This window comes from uncultured Streptococcus sp., assembly GCF_901875575.1.
Lineage (GTDB): Bacteria > Bacillota > Bacilli > Lactobacillales > Streptococcaceae > Streptococcus.
On sequence record NZ_CABFMF010000010.1, the window covers coordinates 1 to 19,690 of the forward strand.

The following is a 19,690-nucleotide window of genomic DNA, read 5'->3' on the forward strand; positions in this document are numbered from 1 at the left end:
CGAACACAGAAGTTAAGCCCTAGAACGCCGGAAGTAGTTGGGGGTTGCCCCCTGTGAGATATGGAAGTCGCTTAGCTCTAGGGAGTTTAGCTCAGCTGGGAGAGCATCTGCCTTACAAGCAGAGGGTCAGCGGTTCGATCCCGTTAACTCCCATAGGTCCCGTAGTGTAGCGGTTATCACGTCGCCCTGTCACGGCGAAGATCGCGGGTTCGATTCCCGTCGGGACCGTTTAAAATAATGAAAGTTATTTTAGACTCGTTAGCTCAGTTGGTAGAGCAATTGACTTTTAATCAATGGGTCACTGGTTCGAGCCCAGTACGGGTCATATATGCGGGTTTGGCGGAATTGGCAGACGCACCAGATTTAGGATCTGGCGCTTAACGGCGTGGGGGTTCAAGTCCCTTAACCCGCATTAAGGAATAATAAATGAGCCGGCTTAGCTCAGTTGGTAGAGCATCTGATTTGTAATCAGAGGGTCGCGTGTTCAAGTCATGTAGCCGGCATTTTTATGTAGAAGAAAATAGTGCGAACGTAGTTCAGTGGTAGAACACCACCTTGCCAAGGTGGGGGTCGCGGGTTCGAATCCCGTCGTTCGCTTTAAAGAGGCCGGGGTGGCGGAACTGGCAGACGCACAGGACTTAAAATCCTGCGATTGGTAACGATCGTACCGGTTCGATTCCGGTCCTCGGCATAAATAATGAGCACCCTTAGCTCAACTGGATAGAGTACCTGACTACGAATCAGGCGGTTAGAGGTTCGACTCCTCTAGGGTGCATTTACTATATAACTCGGGAAGTAGCTCAGCTTGGTAGAGTACTTGGTTTGGGACCAAGGTGTCGCAGGTTCGAATCCTGTCTTCCCGATATACGGCGGTGTAGCTCAGCTGGCTAGAGCGTCCGGTTCATACCCGGGAGGTCGGGGGTTCGATCCCCTTCGCCGCTATTTTGATCTTGTTGGACCTTTAGCTCAGCTGGTTAGAGCTCTCGGCTCATAACCGAGTGGTCGTAGGTTCAAGTCCTACAAGGTCCATTTAAATAATGGAGGATTACCCAAGTCCGGCTGAAGGGAACGGTCTTGAAAACCGTCAGGCGTGTAAAAGCGTGCGTGGGTTCGAATCCCACATCCTCCTTTAATAATAACGCGGGATGGAGCAGCTCGGTAGCTCGTCGGGCTCATAACCCGAAGGTCGTAGGTTCAAATCCTGCTCCCGCAATACGGCTCGGTAGCTCAGTTGGTAGAGCAATGGATTGAAGCTCCATGTGTCGGCGGTTCGATTCCGTCTCGCGCCATTTTGAAATTTTATATGCGGGTGTAGTTTAGTGGTAAAACTACAGCCTTCCAAGCTGTTGTCGCGAGTTCGATTCTCGTCACCCGCTTTGAACTTTGTTCAAATTACCAAGTTTTAAACTTGGGCGCGTAGCTCAGGTGGTTAGAGCGCACGCCTGATAAGCGTGAGGTCGGTGGTTCGAGTCCACTCGTGCCCATTAATAGGAGAATTACTCAAGAGGCTGAAGAGGACGGTTTGCTAAATCGTTAGGTCGGGTAACTGGCGCAAGGGTTCGAATCCCTTATTCTCCGTATAATTAAGAGTCAATGACTCTTTTTTTCGTTACTAATAAAGATATTTTGTCTCTTCTATTTGGTAAATTCTTTATTTTTTATATATAGCTTTTTGAGAATAAAGTTCTTATAATCTATTATGGGATTCAAGCAAAACAACATTAGAATCATTTATAAAAACTTTTGGAATGAAGTTACCCATCTATGCTTCCTAAAAATAAGACGAATCAATTAATTTATAGAAAGTTAAGCATTTCATTTGTTGACAGGTTCAAGGATTTCTTTTGTAAGTGAAGCTAATTTAAGCATAAGAAATATCTATATATTATATATCATGTTCAAAAATTTATACATGTAAGACATAGAGATGAAAGGTAATTATACTGGATAAGGCAACAGCTTAAAATCTATAGTAGGAGTTTAACCGAAGGTGGTAAAAGGAAAGTAATAACAGTAAGAAATAAGCTAGCTAAACTTTAAACCTGCTTCTAAATACATTGTACAGTGACAGGAGACACTATCAATTTTTTATTGGAGAACGGGCATTATAAAATACAAGGTTTAAAGTTATGGATGTTTAAAGATCTAAAAACTACTGCTTACTTGACTAATAGAAAGAGTAGACATCAAATCATCCGATTGTTTCCAAATAAAAGCGCTGAGCATGTCAAGTAAGTTCTAAAACATATCTTAAGACAACATCAAATTTTTTCTATAAGGAGAGTAATGAGACGGAATTAAGCCACTTGACTGAGATGTTTTTTAAGAAAGATATCTACTGTGTCCACTTCTATGCCTCTTGAGGAAGGTGTACTGATGAGAAACACTTAAAATCATCCGTAGATTGTTGTTTAATGGAACAAATAAAATAACTCCTAAAGTAGTCTCTTTCAGCGAAAATAGGTTTAGAACTTTCTAAAAAAATGCTTGAACTGCAGGTTGCTTAAAGAAGACTTCTCGCTAGCTAACTTGAACTTGAAATATAGCCTTTCATTAGTATAAAAATAATTTTTATTATTTATTGTCTAGTTTACTCTGCTTCTAGATATTTTGGTATAATATTAGTTATTCATATTTTATTTTGATTGTGAAAGAGTTTGGTGAATATGTCACGTTCGATTGAGTTACTAAAAGGCCGTTATTTAAAAAATTTGAGGGATAATCCTTCGATATTTGTTGGTATTGAGTTAGAATATCCAGTTGTTAGTATCGATGGTCAAGCTACAGATATTATAGTAGTTCAGAATTTGATGAGATTTCTGACGTCTAGATTAAACTTTGCTATTGAAAAGATTGATGATTTTGGTAATCCAATACAGCTTGTTGATTCTATAAGTCAGGATAGGATTCTTTTTGAGGTATCTTATACGACTATAGAATTTGCGTTTGCAAAGACTGATTCAATTAAGGATGTAGAGTCTCGCTTCCAACAATACATTGATGTTATTCAAAGGAAATTAGGAGAAGATCACCATGCTATAGTTGGTTGTGGAATTCATCCTAACTGGGATAAAAATAAGAATTGTCCTGTAGCCTATTCACGTTATCAAATGTTGATGAGTTATTTGAAGATGAGTAGAACTGTTACAGATATTCCTTTACATCATTTCCCTGAATATGGTGCTTTTATCTGTGGGAGTCAGGTTCAGCTTGATGTTTCAAAATCTAACTACTTACGGGTGATTAATGCTTTTACCCAAATTGAAGCAGTGAAGGCTTATTTATTTGCAAACTCTGAGTTTTCGGGTGCAGATTGGGATACGAAAATTGCAAGGGATATTTTCTGGGAAGAGTCTATGCATGGTATCTATCCAGAAAACGTCGGGGTCAATGCTAGACTCTTTAACGATGAGGATGATTTTTTTGATTATCTAGATCATTCTGCAATTTTTACTGCGGAACGTGATGGGCAAACCTATTATTTTTATCCGATTCAGGCAAGAGACTATTTGGCGACATCTGAAATCCAAGCATTTGATCTTAATGGGGATGAGGTTCTTATTTACCCTCAAGAGAAAGACTTTGAAACTCATCGTAGTTACCAGTACCAGGACTTAACAACTCGAGGGACAGTTGAGTTTCGTAGTGTGTGTACTCAACCTCTAGATAGAACCTTCGCTTCAGCAGCTTTTCACTTGGGATTGTTGCTTAATTTAGATAAGTTAGAAGCTTACTTAGAAACAGCACCTTTCTTTAAAGAATTTGGGCGAGATTATAAGTTTTTAAGACAACAATTTTCTAAGAAAAAGCTTACAGATGAGGAAGAAACTACGATTATTGAATTTTCCAAAGACTTACTCCTGCTAGCTGAGGAAGGACTGGAGATGAGAAATAAGCAAGAAATGACTTACTTACAGCCTTTGAGAGAAGAATTGAACCTATAATTTCTCTTATAAAGGGAGAATTTTCTGAAAAATCATGATATAATGGAAGAGACTATAGATAAAGGATAGAGAGTAATGACATTAGTTTATCAATCAACGCGTGATGCGAAAAATACAGTAACTGCTAGCCAAGCTATTTTGCAAGGTTTGGCGACGGACGGTGGTTTATTTACACCAGTTACTTATCCAAAGGTAGATTTGGACTTTGACAAATTGAAAGATGCTTCTTACCAAGAAGTGGCTAGGTTAGTTTTGTCAGCATTTTTAGATGACTTTACAGCTGAGGAGTTGGACTACTGTATCAACAATGCTTACGATAGCAAATTTGATACTCCAGCTATCGCGCCATTAGTGAAATTAGACGGCCAATATAACTTGGAACTTTTCCATGGTTCAACAATTGCTTTTAAGGATATGGCCTTGTCTATCTTGCCATACTTTATGACAACAGCTGCTAAGAAACATGGTTTGGAGAATAAGATTGTCATCTTGACAGCGACATCTGGGGATACTGGGAAAGCTGCTATGGCAGGGTTTGCGGATGTTCCTGGTACTGAGATTATCGTCTTTTATCCAAAGGATGGTGTCAGCAAGGTACAAGAGTTGCAAATGACCACTCAGACTGGTGACAATACTCATGTTATCGCTATAGACGGTAATTTTGACGATGCGCAAACAAATGTGAAGCACATGTTCAACGATGTGGTCCTTCGTGAAAAATTGGCTGTCAATAAACTACAATTTTCATCAGCTAACTCTATGAACATTGGTCGTTTGGTACCACAGATTGTCTACTATGTTTATGCCTACGCTCAGTTGGTTAAGACTGGTGAGATTGTGGCTGGTGATAAGGTTAACTTTACAGTACCAACAGGAAACTTTGGAAATATCTTGGCTGCCTTTTATGCTAAGCAAATTGGTCTGCCAGTTGGCAAATTAATCTGTGCTTCAAATGACAACAATGTCTTGACAGACTTCTTTAAAACTCGTGTCTATGACAAGAAACGTGAGTTTAAGGTGACAACAAGTCCTTCTATGGATATTTTAGTCTCTTCGAACTTGGAGCGTTTGATTTTCCATCTTTTGGGTAATGATGCGGTTAAGACAGCAGCACTTATGAATTCCTTGAATTCTCAAGGCCAATATGAATTGACAGATTTCGACGAGGCTATTCTTAACCTCTTTGCAGCTGAATATGCGACTGAGGAAGAAACAGCGGCAGAAATCAAGCGTGTTTATGAGTCAGATTCTTATATCGAGGATCCACATACGGCGGTTGCCTCAGCAGTTTATAAAAAATACCAAGCGGCTACTGGCGATGCGACTAAGACAGTGATTGCATCAACAGCTAGTCCATACAAGTTCCCAGTAGTTGCAGTAGAAGCTGTAACTGGGAAAGTTGGCTTAACTGACTTTGAAGCTTTGGCTCAATTACATGAAATCTCAGGAGTGGCTGTGCCACCAGCAGTTGATGGGCTTGAAACAGCTCCTGTTCGTCATAAGACGACAGTGGCAGCCACTGACATGCAAGCAGCGGTTGAGGCTTATCTAGGGCTTTAAGATAGAGGGAGTAAACTCGGTTGGGAAACCAACTGAGTTTCTTTTCATCAGGAGGAAGGATTGTTTAAGAAAAATAAAGACATTCTTAATATTGCCTTGCCAGCTATGGGTGAAAACTTTTTGCAGATGCTCATGGGGATGGTGGACAGTTATTTGGTTGCTCATTTAGGACTGATAGCCATTTCGGGTGTATCAGTAGCTGGCAATATTATCACGATTTATCAGGCGATTTTCATTGCTCTGGGAGCTGCTATTTCCAGTGTTATTTCAAAAAGTTTAGGACAGAAGGATCAGTTTAAGCTAGCCTATCATGTGACTGAAGCCTTGAAGATTACCTTACTATTAAGTTTCCTTTTAGGAGCTTTGTCCATCTTTGCTGGACAAGATATGATAGGACTTTTGGGGACGGAGAGAGATGTAGCTGAGAGTGGTGGACTCTACTTATCTTTGGTAGGCGGATCGATTGTTCTCTTGGGATTAATGACCAGTTTGGGTGCCTTGATTCGTGCAACTCATAATCCACGACTGCCTCTCTATGTTAGTCTTTTATCCAATGCCTTGAATATTCTTTTTTCAAGTCTAGCTATTTTTGTTCTTGATATGGGGATTGCTGGTGTTGCTTGGGGAACTATTCTGTCTCGTTTGATTGGTCTTGTGATTTTGTGGTCGCAATTAAAGCTGCCTTTTGAGAAACCGACTTTTGGTGTAGATAAGGAACTATTGACCTTGGCTTTGCCAGCAGCTGGAGAGCGGCTTATGATGCGGGCTGGTGATGTCGTTATCATTGCCTTGGTCGTTTCTTTTGGAACGGAGGCAGTGGCTGGAAATGCAGTCGGAGAAGTCTTGACCCAGTTTAACTACATGCCTGTTTTTGGCGTTGCTACAGCAACGGTTATGCTGGTAGCCCGAGCAGTTGGAGAGGATAATTGGGAAAGAGTAGCTAGTTTGAGTAAGCAAACCTTTTGGCTTTCCCTAATCCTTATGTTGCCCTTGACCTTCAGTATCTATGCCTTAGGGATACCACTGACTCATCTCTATACAACTAATCCTCTAGCGGTTGATGCCAGTGTGCTAGTGACACTTTTTTCACTATTAGGAACACCTATGACGACAGGGACAGTCATTTATACAGCTGTTTGGCAGGGATTGGGGAATGCTCGGCTTCCCTTTTATGCTACAAGCTTTGGAATGTGGGGTATCAGAATTGGGACAGGTTATGTGATGGGAATCTTGTTTGGATGGGGTTTGCCCGGTATTTGGGCGGGGACGCTTTTGGACAATAGTTTCCGGTGGCTTTTCCTGCGTTACCGTTACCGACGTTATTGGATGTTGAAAGGATAGAAGATGGGTAAAATAGCCTTTATTTGGGATTTAGATGGAACCTTATTGGACTCTTATGAGGCCATTTTATCAGGGATTGAGGAGACCTTTCGTCAGTTTGCGATTCCTTATCATAAGGAGGAAGTGAGAAGTTATATCCTCAAGTATTCTGTACAGGATTTGCTTGTGCAGGTGGCAGAAGAGAGAAAACTGGATGTGGAAGTGCTAAATCAGGTGCGCGCCCAGAGTTTGGCAGAAAAAAATGCCCATGTCGTTTTAATACCAGGTGCGCGTGAAGTACTGGATTGGGCTATTGAACATGGAATTCAGCAGTTTGTATATACGCATAAGGGGGACAATGCTTTCACTATCCTAAAAGACTTAGGATTGGAATCCTATTTCACAGAGATATTAACTAGTCAGAGTGGTTTTGCGCGAAAACCATCTCCAGAAGCGGCCACATATCTGCTAGATAAGTATCAGTTGAATCCGATAGATACTTATTATATAGGAGACCGTATCCTTGATGTGAAATTTGCTCAAAATAGCCAGATCCAGAGTATTAACTTTTTAGAATCACCTTATGAGGCAAATCATAGAATTCAAAAATTAGAGGATATTCTATCAATTTTCTTTTTGGAGGATTAAGCAAAATGTGTCAGTTACATAACAGAAACCTAACAAACTATTTCAAGTAATGATGTTTGTTACAATAAATCAACAGTTCTGTTAAATAGCCCGCTGAGGGCTTTTTTTCTATTTTTTTGTGTTATGATAGACAGATACTCATTTGAAAGGAATGTGAAAGAATGAAGAAAAGAATATTATTAGCTTCAACAGTAGCCTTATCTTTAGCCCCTGTATTAGCAACTCAAGCAGAAGAGCTTATTTGGACTGCTCGTAGTGTTGAGCAAATTAAAAATGATCTAACTAAAAGCAAGAACAAGACGACTTATACAGTTCAGTATGGAGATACCTTAAGCGCCATTGCAGAGGCTTTGGATGTAGATCTTACGGTTCTAGCCAATTTAAATAAAATTACCAATATGGACTTAATTTTCCCAGATACTGTTTTGACAACGACTGTTAATGAAGCAAAAGAGGTAACAGAGGTTGAAATCCAAACACCTCAAGTAGATTTTAGTAAAGAAGTGACAACTGCGACAGCAGATTTGACAACCAATCAAGTGACAGTTGATAATCAAATTGTTCAAGTTGCAGATCTTTCCCAACCAATTGTAGAAGCGCCAAAAGTGATAGAGACTACAAGTACAAAAGAAGTCGCAATAAGTTCAGGAGTTACAGAGACAGTGGCTGCTTCTGAAAAAGTCGCATCGACTGAGAAAACTAGTGTTGTAAAAGAGCAAGCTTCTCAAACGTCTCAGGTAAGGTCTCAAGATAAGTCAACAGTGACGAATTCATCAACTGCAACTGAAGCTACAGTTGATGAAAAAGTAGCAGAAACAAGCTCAGAAAAAGTTAAAGACGCATCAGCAGCAGTTGGAACTGGTAAAGAAGTGCCTGCTTATCAACCAGAAAAGAATCAAACTGTCTCCACAGCCTATTCTGCACCAGCAGCTCCTGATTATGCAGGAATTGCTACAGCTAAGTCTGAAAATGCTGGTTTAAAACCACAAACAGCTGCCTTTAAAGAAGAGATCGCTAATTTATTTGGAATTACATCCTTCAGTGGTTACCGTCCTGGAGACAGTGGTGATCATGGTAAAGGTTTGGCTATCGACTTTATGGTACCAGAAAGCTCAGAACTAGGGGATAAGATTGCGGAATACGCTATTCAAAACATGGCTAGTCGTGGAATTAGTTATATCATATGGAAACAACGTTTCTATGCTCCATTCGATAGCAAATATGGACCAGCTAACACTTGGAATCCAATGCCAGACCGTGGTAGCGTGACAGAAAACCACTATGACCACGTTCACGTTTCAATGAATGGATAAACCTGACTTGGTAATATCATTTTGACGAATGAGATCTAGCTTTCGTGATAGGAAGTGAGTCTCGTTCGTTTTTCTTTGTCATACTCTTCGAAAATCTCTTCAAACCACGTCAGTTTTATCTGCAACCTCAAAGCTGTGCTTTGAGCAACCTGCGGCTAGTTTCCTAGTTTGCTCTTTGATTTTCATTGACAATATGAATGAAAAATTGAAAGTTACCATTTTGTAATGTTTTAATCATAATTCTTGCAATCTATTTTACTTTGCATTATATTTGACAAGTCAACTATTGATGAATCAAGAAAAAGGGAAAAGAAATGCTAGAGATTCAAGATTTACTTTATCAACTCCGCTTGTCTGAGCAAGCGAGTACGCAATTGTTTGAAAAAAGACTTGGGATTAGTTTGACACGGTATCAGATTTTACTATTTTTGCTGGAGAATTCCCCATGTAACCAAATGGCAGTTCAGGAGCGTTTGAAGATTGATCAAGCTGCCTTAACCCGACATTTCAAGATTTTGGAAAAGGAAGGTTTGGTTGAACGTCATCGCAATCCTGAAAATCAAAGGGAAGTGTTGGTAGAGACTACAAAGTATGCCAAGGAGCAGTTAGTGGTGAATCCTCCTCTGCAGCATATCAAGGTTAAGAAAGCAATGGAAAGTATTTTAACAGAGTCTGAGAGAACAGAACTCAGCCGTTTATTAAATAAATTGGTTTTGGGCATTGAAAATATAGTGATTTAAGGAGAAATAGATGTCTATCATTACAATCATTTTAGCAACGATTGTTGCTTTGGAGCATTTTTACATTTTTTATTTGGAAAGTATTGCAACGCAATCAGATGCAACTAGTCGTGTCTTTAACATGGACAAGGAGGAACTGTCTCGTCCGTCAGTAAGTTCATTGTTTAAAAATCAAGGAATCTATAATGCTTTGCTAGGGGTCTCTCTCTTGTATGGAATTTATTTCTCACAGAATTTAGAAATTGTAACTATTTTTGTCTTATTTGTGATTAGTGCTGCGACTTACGGCTCTCTGACAGCAGATAAGAAAATTATTTTGAAGCAAGGTGGATCAGCTATTTTGGCCTTGATTAGTATTTTCTTCTTTAAATAAACTTAAAAAGGCGGAACCAGTCTCGCTAGTGATTTTCGATTCCGGAATAAGGGAAATATGTTATACTTATATTTAAGAAAAGAGTTTCATGGAATCATTTGTAAGGAGATAGAAATGAAAGTATTAGTGACAGGCTTTGATCCTTTTGGTGGAGAAAAGCTCAATCCAGCCTTAGAGGCTATCAAATCCTTACCTTCTGAGATTCAAGGGGCTGAAGTTCGATGGCTAGAAGTTCCAACCGTATTTTATAAATCAGCCAAGATTTTAGAGGAGGAGATAAGGATTTATCAACCAGACATCGTTCTGTGTATAGGCCAAGCAGGTGGAAGAAAGGGACTTACACCTGAACGAGTAGCCATCAACCAAGATGATGCACGTATCCAAGATAATGAAGGCAATCAGCCAATTGACCGTCCCATTCAGCTAGATGGGCCTCCTGCCTATTTTAGTAGTCTCCCCATTAAAGCTATGGTTCAAGCTATAAAAGAGGAGGGATTACCAGCTTCTGTTTCCAATACTGCAGGGACATTTGTTTGTAATCATCTTATGTATCAGGTACTTTATTTGGTTGAGAAAGAATTTCCAACTATCAAGGCAGGATTTATGCATATTCCTTATATGATGGAACAAGTGATAGATAAACCCAATACGCCAGCAATGGATTTAGTTGATATCGTTCGAGGAATAGAGGCTGCAATTCGAGCTACCATAGAGTATGGAGATAAGGACCTCAAGTTGGTAGGCGGAGAAACTCATTGATAGAAAAAAGCTTGAGGGGTCACCTTCAAGCTTTTGGACGTTTTCGAGCCAGCAATGCTCGGTAAAAAATAATTTTATTAGATTGAATATAAGGTAGAAGAGAAAAGCTAGCAATCTCAAAGGTAATCCAGTTTAAAAAGTACCAGGGCAGTAATTGTAAGTCCAGAATAAAGCGTTGGTACTTATAGCCCTTCATCAAGAAACGACTGGTTTTAAGAATTTGTCCAGGTCTGGCTTGTCCCAAGTCTAGGGTGTCACAGAGGAGCAATTCCACCTGTGAATAAGCATAGTATTGTGGGATATAGAGACTATTTCCGAGAATCATCAAGATGAGACTTGTTAAAAAGTAAAATCCAAAGGTCATAAGGAAGTGTTCATTTTCGATTGAAGACAGGTCTAGGTTTGGGAATTCAGGATGTAAGGCAACAAACTGCTTTACTAGGTGACTGCTATAAAATAGAAAATAGACACCAACTAAACTTGGGATACTCCATAAAAAGAGATAGAAACGTTTGAGAAGAAGAGTCAGAAAGGTTTGGGAAAAACGCTCTTCACTAAAGAGGCTAAAGCCACTTTTAACTGACAACTCTAGTTCAGGTTTTTTAATGAGTTGTAAGGTTGTAAAGACAGCACTAGTCAGAAAAATTGAAGCAATCAAGGACACAGAAAAAGGGAAAAGATAAGCTTGAAGTATCTGACCTAGCATACTGGGAAAAGGTAGTTCTATTAGACTTTCTTGAATTCGGTCTAAGGGATTTAAAAAAGCTGATAAGATAAAGAAGATACTCGGTAGCGTAAAGACAAGAAAGAGGCGGGGGTTTTCAGACTGTAATTGTCTGGCTTGCAGACGAATTGTTTTTAAATCAATTTTTGTGTTTTTCATTCTCTCATTATACCATAGTTCGTGACAGTTCCTGCTTTTTTTGATAAAATCATACAGTATGCCCTTGGGCACAAAGTATGAACTGGGACTGTCTTTCCCAGCTTCGGAGGTAGAAAATGTCAGATTCACCAATCAAATACCGTTTGATTAAGAAAGAAAAACATACAGGAGCACGTCTAGGGGAAATTATTACCCCACACGGAACCTTTCCAACACCTATGTTTATGCCAGTTGGAACACAAGCAACTGTCAAAACTCAGTCACCAGAAGAATTAAAAGAGATGGGGTCTGGAATTATCCTGTCCAACACCTATCATCTATGGCTTCGCCCGGGTGACGAACTTATTGCACGCGCAGGTGGTCTCCACAAATTTATGAACTGGGACCAGCCTATTTTGACAGATAGTGGTGGTTTCCAGGTTTATTCTTTAGCAGATAGCCGAAATATCACAGAAGAAGGGGTAACCTTTAAAAACCATCTCAATGGTTCCAAGATGTTTCTATCGCCAGAAAAAGCCATCTCTATTCAGAATAATTTGGGGTCAGATATCATGATGTCCTTTGATGAGTGTCCCCAGTTCTATCAACCTTATGACTACGTAAAGAAATCAATCGAACGTACCAGCCGTTGGGCTGAGCGTGGTCTTAAAGCTCATCGTCGTCCACATGACCAAGGTTTGTTTGGGATTGTGCAGGGAGCAGGTTTTGAAGATCTTCGTCGCCAATCAGCGAATGACCTAGTTAGCATGGATTTTCCAGGCTACTCGATCGGTGGCTTGGCAGTGGGTGAGACTCATGAAGAGATGAACGCAGTTTTAGACTTCACCACTCAACTCCTTCCTGAAAATAAACCTCGCTACCTGATGGGAGTGGGGGCACCAGATAGCTTAATTGATGGGGTTATTCGTGGGGTAGATATGTTTGACTGTGTTTTACCTACTCGTATCGCTCGTAATGGAACTTGTATGACTAGTCAAGGAAGATTAGTTGTTAAAAATGCTCAGTTTGCAGAGGACTTTACGCCACTGGATCATGAATGCGATTGCTACACTTGTAAAAACTATACACGCGCCTATTTGCGTCACTTGCTTAAAGCAGATGAAACTTTTGGCATTCGCTTGACTAGCTACCATAATCTTTACTTCCTACTTAACCTGATGAAGCAGGTCCGTCAAGCTATTATGGATGATAATCTTTTGGAATTCCGTGAGCATTTTGTTGAAAAATATGGCTATAATAAGTCAGGACGCAATTTCTAATAGTGAAAAGTAAGAATACCAAAATCCTAAGTTTTCTCTTGGGATTTTTCCTCTTTTTTTGATAGAATAAAGTGAATAATGAAAGGGAGAAAAAACTCGTATGCGTATTAAATGGTTTTCTTTGATTAGGATTACAGGATTACTATTGGTACTTTTGTATCATTTTTTTCAGACCGTCTTTCCTGGAGGATTTTTTGGGGTAGATGTCTTTTTCACATTTTCAGGGTTCCTGATTACTGCTCTACTAATTGAAGAATTTAATAACCATCAACAAATTGCTCTACTAGGTTTTTTGAAAAGGCGTTTTTATCGGATTTTTCCTCCAGTAGTAGTGATGATTTTAGTGACTATCCCTTTTACGTTTCTAGTGCGTCGTGATTATGTAGCTGGAATTGGTGGGCAAATAGCTGGAGTTCTTGGATTCATGACTAACTTTTATGAGATGCTCACGGGAGGTAGCTACGAATCTCAGTTCATTCCACATTTGTTTGTTCATAATTGGAGTTTGGCGGTTGAGGTTCACTACTATATCCTTTGGGGCTTGGCGGTTTGGTTTTTATCTAAATGGGCCAGATCGAAAGGTGAGCTTAGAGGAATAGTGTTTCTTTTGTCTATAGCAAGCTTTTTGATTAGTTTCTTTTCCATGTTTATCGGTAGTTTTTTAGTGAACTCCTATTCATCCCTTTATTTTTCAAGTTTAACTCATATTTATCCCTTCTTTTTGGGAAGTATTTTGGCAACTGTAGTGGGTGTTCGTGAGACAACATCTTTGGTCAAGCAATTTGATAAAACGTTGGATTTAAGGAAGACCTTATTCATTTTCGGAGGAAGTTTTGCCTTATTACTTCTCCTGACATTGTTTGTTAAATTCACTTATCTATTCACTTACCTGTTTGGATTTTTACTTACAAGCCTTGCGGCTCTCGGGATGATTTTTGCAGCGCGTGTTTTACATGAAAAAACATTAAGTACAAAGGAACCTAAGATAATTAGTTTTTTGGCAGATACTAGTTATGATGTCTATCTCTTCCACTGGCCCTTCTATATTATTTTTTCCCAGTTGACATCAAATCTTGTAGCTGTCTTACTGACTCTTATTTTTTCTTATAGTTTTGCCAGTCTATCTTTTTATATTTTAGAACCTTGGATTGCAGGCAAGGATACACCTATTTTGGAAACGTTTCGTACCTTTCCTTATATTCAGAGAATACTTGCATCGATTACAGGTGTCTTGACTTTAATAGTTCTATTGGTAACACTTTTGGCGCCACAAGTGGGAGCTTTTGAAACAGATTTAACTGTAAACGGATTAAAACAAGCCGCTAGCAACCTTACCCAATCAAAATTGATGGCAGAACGTGCTGATGCAAGTAGTTTAGGTATTGCTGACGGAATCATGCTAATTGGTGATTCGGTTGCATTAAGAGCGAATACAGCTCTTCAAACAGCTTTACCTGGTGCTCAAATCAATGCACAGGTCAGCAGAACAACTAAGAATGCCAATGAAATCATGCTTAATAATAGCCAGAATAAATTTTTACCTAAAATGGTAATCATTGCAACGGGAGTAAATAATCCTGAAAATTACCAAGAAGATTGGGACAGTATGGTTAAAAATCTTCCAAAGGGTCACCATTTGATCTTGGTTACTCCTTATGAAGGAGACAAGAAAAAAGATACTTATGAAATAGTTGAAAAATCTGCGTCATATATGAGAGAGCTCGCAACCAAAACACCTTATGTTACGATTGCTGACTGGAATGAGGTTGCTAAAAAACATCCTGAAATATGGACTGGAACCGATCAGATTCATTTTGGTAGTGATAATACTAAGATTGAGGCTGGTTCAAAATTATATTCAGACACTATTTCTGAAGCTGTTAAGGCAGCTAAAGAAAAACCTGTCAAGACAAAGTAAAACATTAAGAGTTGGGGGAATCCAACTCTTTTAAAATATATCCAGAAAATAGGTCTATACCATTTACAAATGAATCAGAAAAGTTTATAATGTAATTGACATAATAAATATCAAAAGTAATCTTTTAAGGAGGTCATTATTATGCCTAATTACGTTAAAGCTGATCAGTTTTTCTATCCATTTGGCATTCGTCGCGGTGGGTACTTAGAACTTGTTGATGGCAAATTTGGGAAACATGTGGATCAAATTCCTGAAGGAGCAGAGGTTCTTGACTATACTGGTTATAGCATTGCACCCGGTCTTGTGGATACTCATATTCATGGATATGCAGGTGTAGATGTGATGGACAACAACATTGAAGGTACATTGCATACTATGAGTGAAGGACTTCTTAGTACCGGTGTTACCAGTTTCTTGCCCACAACTTTAACAGCCACTTATGAGCAATTGCTTGCAGTCACTGAAAATCTTGGGAACCATTACAAAGAAGCAACAGGTGCTAAGATTCGTGGGATTTATTATGAAGGTCCATATTTCACAGAAACTTTTAAGGGGGCACAAAATCCAACTTATATGAGAGACCCTGGTGTTGAGGAGTTTCATTCTTGGCAGAATGCTGCAAAAGGGATGCTAAATAAAATCGCTATTGCACCAGAACGTGATGGGGTGGAAGATTTTGTACGTACTATTACAGGTGAAGGTGTGACAGTTGCACTTGGACACTCAGATGCGACATTTGAACAAGCTAAGAAGGCAGTTGATGCAGGAGCTAGTGTATGGGTACATGCCTATAATGGGATGCGTGGTTTAACACACCGCGAACTCGGTATGGTAGGAGCTATGTATGAGCTCCCACATACTTACGCAGAATTGATTTGTGATGGTTATCACGTAGATCCAAAAGCTTGTGAGATTTTACTTAAGCAGAAGGGGACAGAAAACATCGCTCTTATTACGGACTGTATGACAGCTGGTGGGCTTGAAGATGGTGACTATATGTTGGGAGAATTCCCTGTTGTAGTAGCAAATGGAACTGCACGTCTCAAATCTACTGGTAATTTGGCAGGTTCTATCCTCAAACTTAAAGATGGTATGAGAAATGTAGTCGAGTGGGGTATTGCAAATCCACACGAAGCGGTTATGATGGCTAGCCTTAACCCAGCAAAATCTGTTAATATTGACGATGTCTGTGGACAAATTCGTGAAGGTTATGATGCAGACTTTATTGTTTTAGACAAAGATTTGGAATTGGTAGCTACGTATCTAGATGGTGTGAAACGTTACCAAGCATAACATAAAAGCAGAGACTATTGATGGCCTCTGCTTTTTTATTTATGGTATTTTATCAGTAAACAAAAAGCTAAAAAATCACAAAAAAAGCTTGAAGAAACAAATGAAAAGGCTTACAATTAAAATATAGATACAAATAAAATAACGGAGGGTACTTTATGAAAGCCTATACTTATGTAAAACCAGGACTTGCTTCTTTTGTCGATGTTGAAAAACCAGTCCTTCGCAAGCCAACAGATGCTATCGTACGTCTCGTTAAAACTACTATTTGTGGAACAGATCTTCATATCATAAAAGGAGATGTGCCTGCTTGCCAAAGTGGTACTATTCTTGGTCATGAAGGAATTGGTATTGTAGAAGAGGTTGGAGAAGGTGTCTCTAACTTCAAGAAAGGCGATAAAGTACTAATTTCATGTGTTTGTTCATGTGGTAAATGCTACCACTGTAAAAAAGGAATCTATGCTCACTGTGAAGATGAAGGTGGATGGATTTTTGGGCACTTGATCGATGGTACACAAGCAGAATATCTACGTGTACCTCATGCTGATAACACTCTTTATCACACACCTGCAAGTTTATCAGATGAAGCTCTTGTTATGTTGTCAGATATTTTACCAACTGGTTATGAAATTGGTGTTTTAAAAGGGAAAGTAGAACCAGGATGTAGCGTTGCGATTATTGGTTCAGGCCCAGTTGGATTGGCAGCCCTTTTGACAGCTCAATTCTTCTCACCAGCTAAATTAATCATGGTTGACTTGGATGATAACCGTTTGGAAACTGCATTATCATTTGGTGCAACTCATAAAGTAAATTCGGCAGATTCTGAAAAAGCAATTAAAGAAATCTATGACCTAACTGATGGTCGTGGAGTAGATGTAGCTATTGAAGCTGTAGGTATTCCTGAAACATTTGATTTCTGCCAAAAGATTATCGCTGTAGACGGAACAGTAGCTAACTGTGGTGTACATGGTAAACCAGTTGAGTTTGAGTTGGATAGACTTTGGATCCGCAATATCAATATCACTACTGGTTTAGTATCTACAAATACAACACCTCAGTTGTTGAAAGCTCTTGAAACTCATAAGATTGAACCAGAAAAATTGATAACTCATTATTTCAAACTCAGTGAAATCGAAAAAGCTTATGAAGTATTTAGAAAAGCTGCAGATCATCATGCGATTAAGGTTATCATAGAAAACGATATTTCTGAAGCTTAATGATTAAACAGTAGAATCAGCTATCTTTAAGGTAGCTGTTTTTCTTTTTGAGAACGTTTAAATGAGCATATTTCTTTTATTGTTGATGGGAATTGGTTATAATATACGGTACAAAGGAATGAATGAGTATGTATCGTGTTATAGAAATGTATGGGGATTTTGAACCCTGGTGGTTCATAGAAGGCTGGGAAGAAGATGTTGTAGCAAGTCGAAAATTTGATCAGTATTATGATGCTCTCAAATACTATAAATCTTGCTGGTTTCAATTGGAACAAAAATTGCCCCAATATAAAAGTAGAAGTGATTTGATGACTATTTTTTGGGATCCAGACGATCAGCGTTGGTGCGAGGAGTGTGATGAGTATTTACAACAATACCATTCCTTAGCCCTTTTAGAGGATGAACGTGTTATTCCAGATGAAAAATTAAGACCAGGTTATGAAAAACAGACAGGGAGACAAAAACATCGTTCTTGTCGTATGAAATTAACATAGAAAAAAGCAACTTTTTGAGTTGCTTTTTTTATTTCTTTACGAATAGTAATGGTGAGGAGGAAATTATGGTTCAAGAAATTGCACAAGAAATCATTCGTTCAGCTAGGAGAAAAGTTGCACAAGATATTTATTTTGTTCCTAAATTGGATGCCTATGAACTCCATATGAGAGTGGGAGATGAGCGATGCAAGATTGGCTCTTATGACTTTGAAAAGTTTGCAGCTGTTATCAGCCACTTCAAATTTGTAGCAGGTATGAATGTGGGAGAAAAACGACGTAGTCAGCTTGGATCCTGTGATTACCCTTATGATGGAAAAGTTGCTTCACTTCGTTTGTCTACTGTGGGAGATTATAGGGGTAATGAAAGCTTAGTGATTCGCTTGTTGCATGATGAGGAGAAAGAACTGAAGTTTTGGTTTCAAGATATTGATGAACTTGGGAAAGAGTTCAGACAAAGAGGCTTATACCTTTTTGCAGGACCAGTTGGCAGTGGAAAGACCACCCTGATGCATGAATTGGCCAAGTCCCTCTTTAAGGGGCAACAGGTTATGTCCATTGAAGACCCTGTTGAAATCAAGCAAGAAGATATGCTTCAACTACAGCTAAATGAAACGATTGGATTGACTTATGAAAATCTTATCAAGCTTTCCCTACGGCATCGTCCTGATCTCTTGATTATAGGGGAAATTCGTGATAGTGAAACAGCGCGCGCTGTTGTTAGGGCTAGTTTGACAGGGGCAACAGTATTTTCAACCATTCATGCAAAGAGTATTCGCGGTGTTTACGAGAGGCTGTTGGAGCTAGGGGTGAGCGAGGAGGAACTCAGCGTAGTGCTTCAGGGAGTTTGTTACCAAAGATTAATCAGGGGAGGAGGAATTGTTGACTTTGCAAACCAAGACTATCAAGAACATCAAGCAGACAAATGGAATGAGCAAATTGACCAGCTTCTTAAAGATGGATATATCACAAGTCTTCAGGCTGAAAGGGAAAAAATTAGCTACAGCTAAGCAAAAAAATATCATTACCTTGTTTAATAATCTTTTTTCCAGTGGATTTCATTTGGTGGAGACTATATCTTTTTTAGATAGGAGTTGCTTACTAGAAAAGCAACTTGTGAAGCAGATGCGCCAAGGTTTATCTCAAGGAAAATCTTTCTCAGAGATGATGGATAGTATCGGATTTTCAACAGCTATTGTCACCCAACTGTCGCTAGCAGAGGTGCATGGCAATCTCCATCTGAGTTTAAGAAAGATAGAAGAATACCTGGAAAATCTTGCCAAGGTTAAGAAAAAATTAATAGAAGTAGCGACCTATCCCGTGATTTTACTAGGTTTTCTCTTAGTTATCATGCTGGGGTTACGGAACTACCTGCTACCACAACTGGATAGTAGTAATATTGCCACGCAAATCATCGGTAATTTACCCCAAATCTTTCTAGGAGTAGCAGGGCTTGTTTTGTTGGCAATACTTCTAGCTAGTCTTTTCTATAAAAGAAGTTCTAAGATGCGTGTCTTTTCTATCTTGGCTCGAATTCCCTTCTTTGGTATCTTCGTTCAAACTTATTTGACAGCCTATTACGCGCGTGAGTGGGGGAATATGATCTCGCAAGGAATGGAGTTGAGCCAAATTTTTCAGATGATGCAGGGACAAGGTTCTCAACTCTTTAAAGAAATTGGTCAAAATCTAGCTGGAGCCTTGCAAAATGGTCAGGAATTTTCTCAGACGATAGCGACCTATCCGTTCTTTAAGAAGGAGTTAAGTTTGATTATTGAATACGGAGAAGTCAAATCCAAGCTAGGTAGTGAACTAGAAATCTATGCTGAAAAAACGTGGGAATCCTTTTTTACCCGAGTCAATCGCACTATGAATTTGGTGCAGCCACTGGTTTTTATCTTTGTGGCCCTTATTATCGTTTTGCTCTATGCGGCAATGCTGATGCCCATGTATCAAAATATGGAGGTAAATTTTTAAC

Annotated in this window: 16 protein-coding genes and 17 tRNA genes; 32 read left to right on the top strand and 1 reads right to left on the bottom strand. The window is 39.2% G+C overall.

The genetic code is table 11. The features are described 5' to 3' along the window. The first annotated feature begins 80 nt into the window (after window positions 1-80). The 25 genes from QZ114_RS02195 to pcp all read left to right on the top strand — a co-directional run bounded on the left by QZ114_RS02195 (window position 81) and on the right by pcp (window position 10,657). Window positions 81-153 (top strand) — tRNA-Val (locus QZ114_RS02195). Between the two features lie 2 nt (window positions 154-155). Then, window positions 156-228 (top strand) — tRNA-Asp (locus QZ114_RS02200). A gap of 24 nt (window positions 229-252) precedes the next feature. Next, window positions 253-325 (top strand) — tRNA-Lys (locus QZ114_RS02205). A gap of 5 nt (window positions 326-330) precedes the next feature. Then, window positions 331-412 (top strand) — tRNA-Leu (locus QZ114_RS02210). Between the two features lie 18 nt (window positions 413-430). Beyond that, a tRNA-Thr gene (locus QZ114_RS02215) sits at window positions 431-503 on the top strand. Window positions 504-525: 22 nt separating this feature from the next. Next, window positions 526-597 (top strand) — tRNA-Gly (locus QZ114_RS02220). Between the two features lie 8 nt (window positions 598-605). Beyond that, a tRNA-Leu gene (locus QZ114_RS02225) sits at window positions 606-691 on the top strand. A 10-nt stretch (window positions 692-701) separates the two neighbouring features. Continuing rightward, window positions 702-775: transfer RNA gene (locus tag QZ114_RS02230), tRNA-Arg, on the top strand. Window positions 776-789: 14 nt separating this feature from the next. Next, window positions 790-863, top strand: a tRNA-Pro gene (locus QZ114_RS02235). A gap of 5 nt (window positions 864-868) precedes the next feature. Next, window positions 869-942 (top strand) — tRNA-Met (locus QZ114_RS02240). Between the two features lie 13 nt (window positions 943-955). Continuing rightward, window positions 956-1,029, top strand: a tRNA-Ile gene (locus QZ114_RS02245). Between the two features lie 10 nt (window positions 1,030-1,039). After that, a tRNA-Ser gene (locus QZ114_RS02250) sits at window positions 1,040-1,129 on the top strand. Window positions 1,130-1,139: 10 nt separating this feature from the next. Beyond that, window positions 1,140-1,213, top strand: a tRNA-Met gene (locus tag QZ114_RS02255). 3 nt (window positions 1,214-1,216) lie between these two features. Further along, window positions 1,217-1,289 (top strand) — tRNA-Phe (locus QZ114_RS02260). Window positions 1,290-1,305: 16 nt separating this feature from the next. Then, window positions 1,306-1,376 (top strand) — tRNA-Gly (locus tag QZ114_RS02265). Between the two features lie 34 nt (window positions 1,377-1,410). Further along, window positions 1,411-1,484, top strand: a tRNA-Ile gene (locus QZ114_RS02270). A 6-nt stretch (window positions 1,485-1,490) separates the two neighbouring features. Then, window positions 1,491-1,578: transfer RNA gene (locus QZ114_RS02275), tRNA-Ser, on the top strand. A 1,088-nt stretch (window positions 1,579-2,666) separates the two neighbouring features. Next, window positions 2,667-3,944 carry a glutamate-cysteine ligase family protein gene (locus tag QZ114_RS02280; protein ID WP_295499301.1) on the top strand — a complete coding sequence of 426 codons (1,278 nt, stop codon included), beginning with the start codon at window positions 2,667-2,669 and terminating at the stop codon, window positions 3,942-3,944. 75 nt (window positions 3,945-4,019) lie between these two features. Next, the gene (gene thrC, locus QZ114_RS02285) at window positions 4,020-5,504 is read left to right on the top strand and encodes a threonine synthase (RefSeq protein ID WP_295499304.1); all 1,485 of its coding nucleotides are present in this window, start codon (window positions 4,020-4,022) and stop codon (window positions 5,502-5,504) included. Window positions 5,505-5,564: 60 nt separating this feature from the next. Beyond that, entirely contained in the window at window positions 5,565-6,845 is a 1,281-nt protein-coding gene (locus QZ114_RS02290) for an MATE family efflux transporter (protein ID WP_295499307.1), read from the top strand. A gap of 3 nt (window positions 6,846-6,848) precedes the next feature. Further along, window positions 6,849-7,472 carry an HAD family hydrolase gene (locus tag QZ114_RS02295; RefSeq protein WP_295499310.1) on the top strand — a complete coding sequence of 208 codons (624 nt, stop codon included), beginning with the start codon at window positions 6,849-6,851 and terminating at the stop codon, window positions 7,470-7,472. A 161-nt stretch (window positions 7,473-7,633) separates the two neighbouring features. Next, entirely contained in the window at window positions 7,634-8,785 is a 1,152-nt protein-coding gene (locus QZ114_RS02300) for a LysM domain-containing protein (RefSeq protein WP_295499313.1), read from the top strand. 314 nt (window positions 8,786-9,099) lie between these two features. Next, window positions 9,100-9,525: a MarR family winged helix-turn-helix transcriptional regulator gene (locus tag QZ114_RS02305; protein WP_295499316.1), complete on the top strand. Its 426-nt coding sequence runs from the start codon at window positions 9,100-9,102 to the stop codon at window positions 9,523-9,525. 10 nt (window positions 9,526-9,535) lie between these two features. Beyond that, window positions 9,536-9,898, top strand: coding sequence for a DUF1304 domain-containing protein (locus QZ114_RS02310; protein ID WP_295499318.1), 363 nt, complete (start codon window positions 9,536-9,538; stop codon window positions 9,896-9,898). Window positions 9,899-10,012: 114 nt separating this feature from the next. Next, window positions 10,013-10,657, top strand: a complete 645-nt coding sequence (pcp, locus tag QZ114_RS02315) for a pyroglutamyl-peptidase I (protein WP_295499321.1) — start codon at window positions 10,013-10,015, stop codon at window positions 10,655-10,657. A gap of 25 nt (window positions 10,658-10,682) precedes the next feature. Here the strand turns inward: pcp and QZ114_RS02320 are convergent, their stop codons facing one another. Then, window positions 10,683-11,540 (bottom strand): DUF975 family protein, encoded by an 858-nt coding sequence (locus QZ114_RS02320; RefSeq protein ID WP_295499324.1) that lies wholly within the window; start codon window positions 11,538-11,540, stop codon window positions 10,683-10,685. A 116-nt stretch (window positions 11,541-11,656) separates the two neighbouring features. On the opposite strand from QZ114_RS02320, the gene tgt reads away from it, so the two are divergent. The 7 genes from tgt (at window position 11,657) to comGB (ending at window position 19,689) form a co-directional block, all read left to right on the top strand. After that, window positions 11,657-12,799: a tRNA guanosine(34) transglycosylase Tgt gene (tgt, locus tag QZ114_RS02325; protein WP_295499327.1), complete on the top strand. Its 1,143-nt coding sequence runs from the start codon at window positions 11,657-11,659 to the stop codon at window positions 12,797-12,799. 100 nt (window positions 12,800-12,899) lie between these two features. Beyond that, on the top strand, window positions 12,900-14,717 hold the full coding sequence (locus QZ114_RS02330) for an acyltransferase family protein (RefSeq protein ID WP_295499330.1): 1,818 nt from the start codon (window positions 12,900-12,902) through the stop codon (window positions 14,715-14,717). 141 nt (window positions 14,718-14,858) lie between these two features. Next, window positions 14,859-16,010, top strand: a complete 1,152-nt coding sequence (gene nagA, locus QZ114_RS02335; protein ID WP_001134552.1) for an N-acetylglucosamine-6-phosphate deacetylase — start codon at window positions 14,859-14,861, stop codon at window positions 16,008-16,010. A gap of 155 nt (window positions 16,011-16,165) precedes the next feature. Next, window positions 16,166-17,224: a zinc-dependent alcohol dehydrogenase family protein gene (locus tag QZ114_RS02340; RefSeq protein ID WP_295499335.1), complete on the top strand. Its 1,059-nt coding sequence runs from the start codon at window positions 16,166-16,168 to the stop codon at window positions 17,222-17,224. A gap of 128 nt (window positions 17,225-17,352) precedes the next feature. Beyond that, window positions 17,353-17,718: a DUF1033 family protein gene (locus QZ114_RS02345; protein WP_295499338.1), complete on the top strand. Its 366-nt coding sequence runs from the start codon at window positions 17,353-17,355 to the stop codon at window positions 17,716-17,718. Window positions 17,719-17,783: 65 nt separating this feature from the next. Then, a complete protein-coding gene (gene comGA, locus QZ114_RS02350; RefSeq protein WP_295499341.1) occupies window positions 17,784-18,725 on the top strand; it encodes a competence type IV pilus ATPase ComGA in 942 nt (313 codons plus the stop codon). Continuing rightward, the gene (gene comGB, locus QZ114_RS02355; protein WP_295499427.1) at window positions 18,673-19,689 is read left to right on the top strand and encodes a competence type IV pilus assembly protein ComGB; all 1,017 of its coding nucleotides are present in this window, start codon (window positions 18,673-18,675) and stop codon (window positions 19,687-19,689) included. The genes comGA and comGB overlap by 53 nt, the downstream gene beginning before the upstream one ends. Window position 19,690 lies beyond the last annotated feature (1 nt).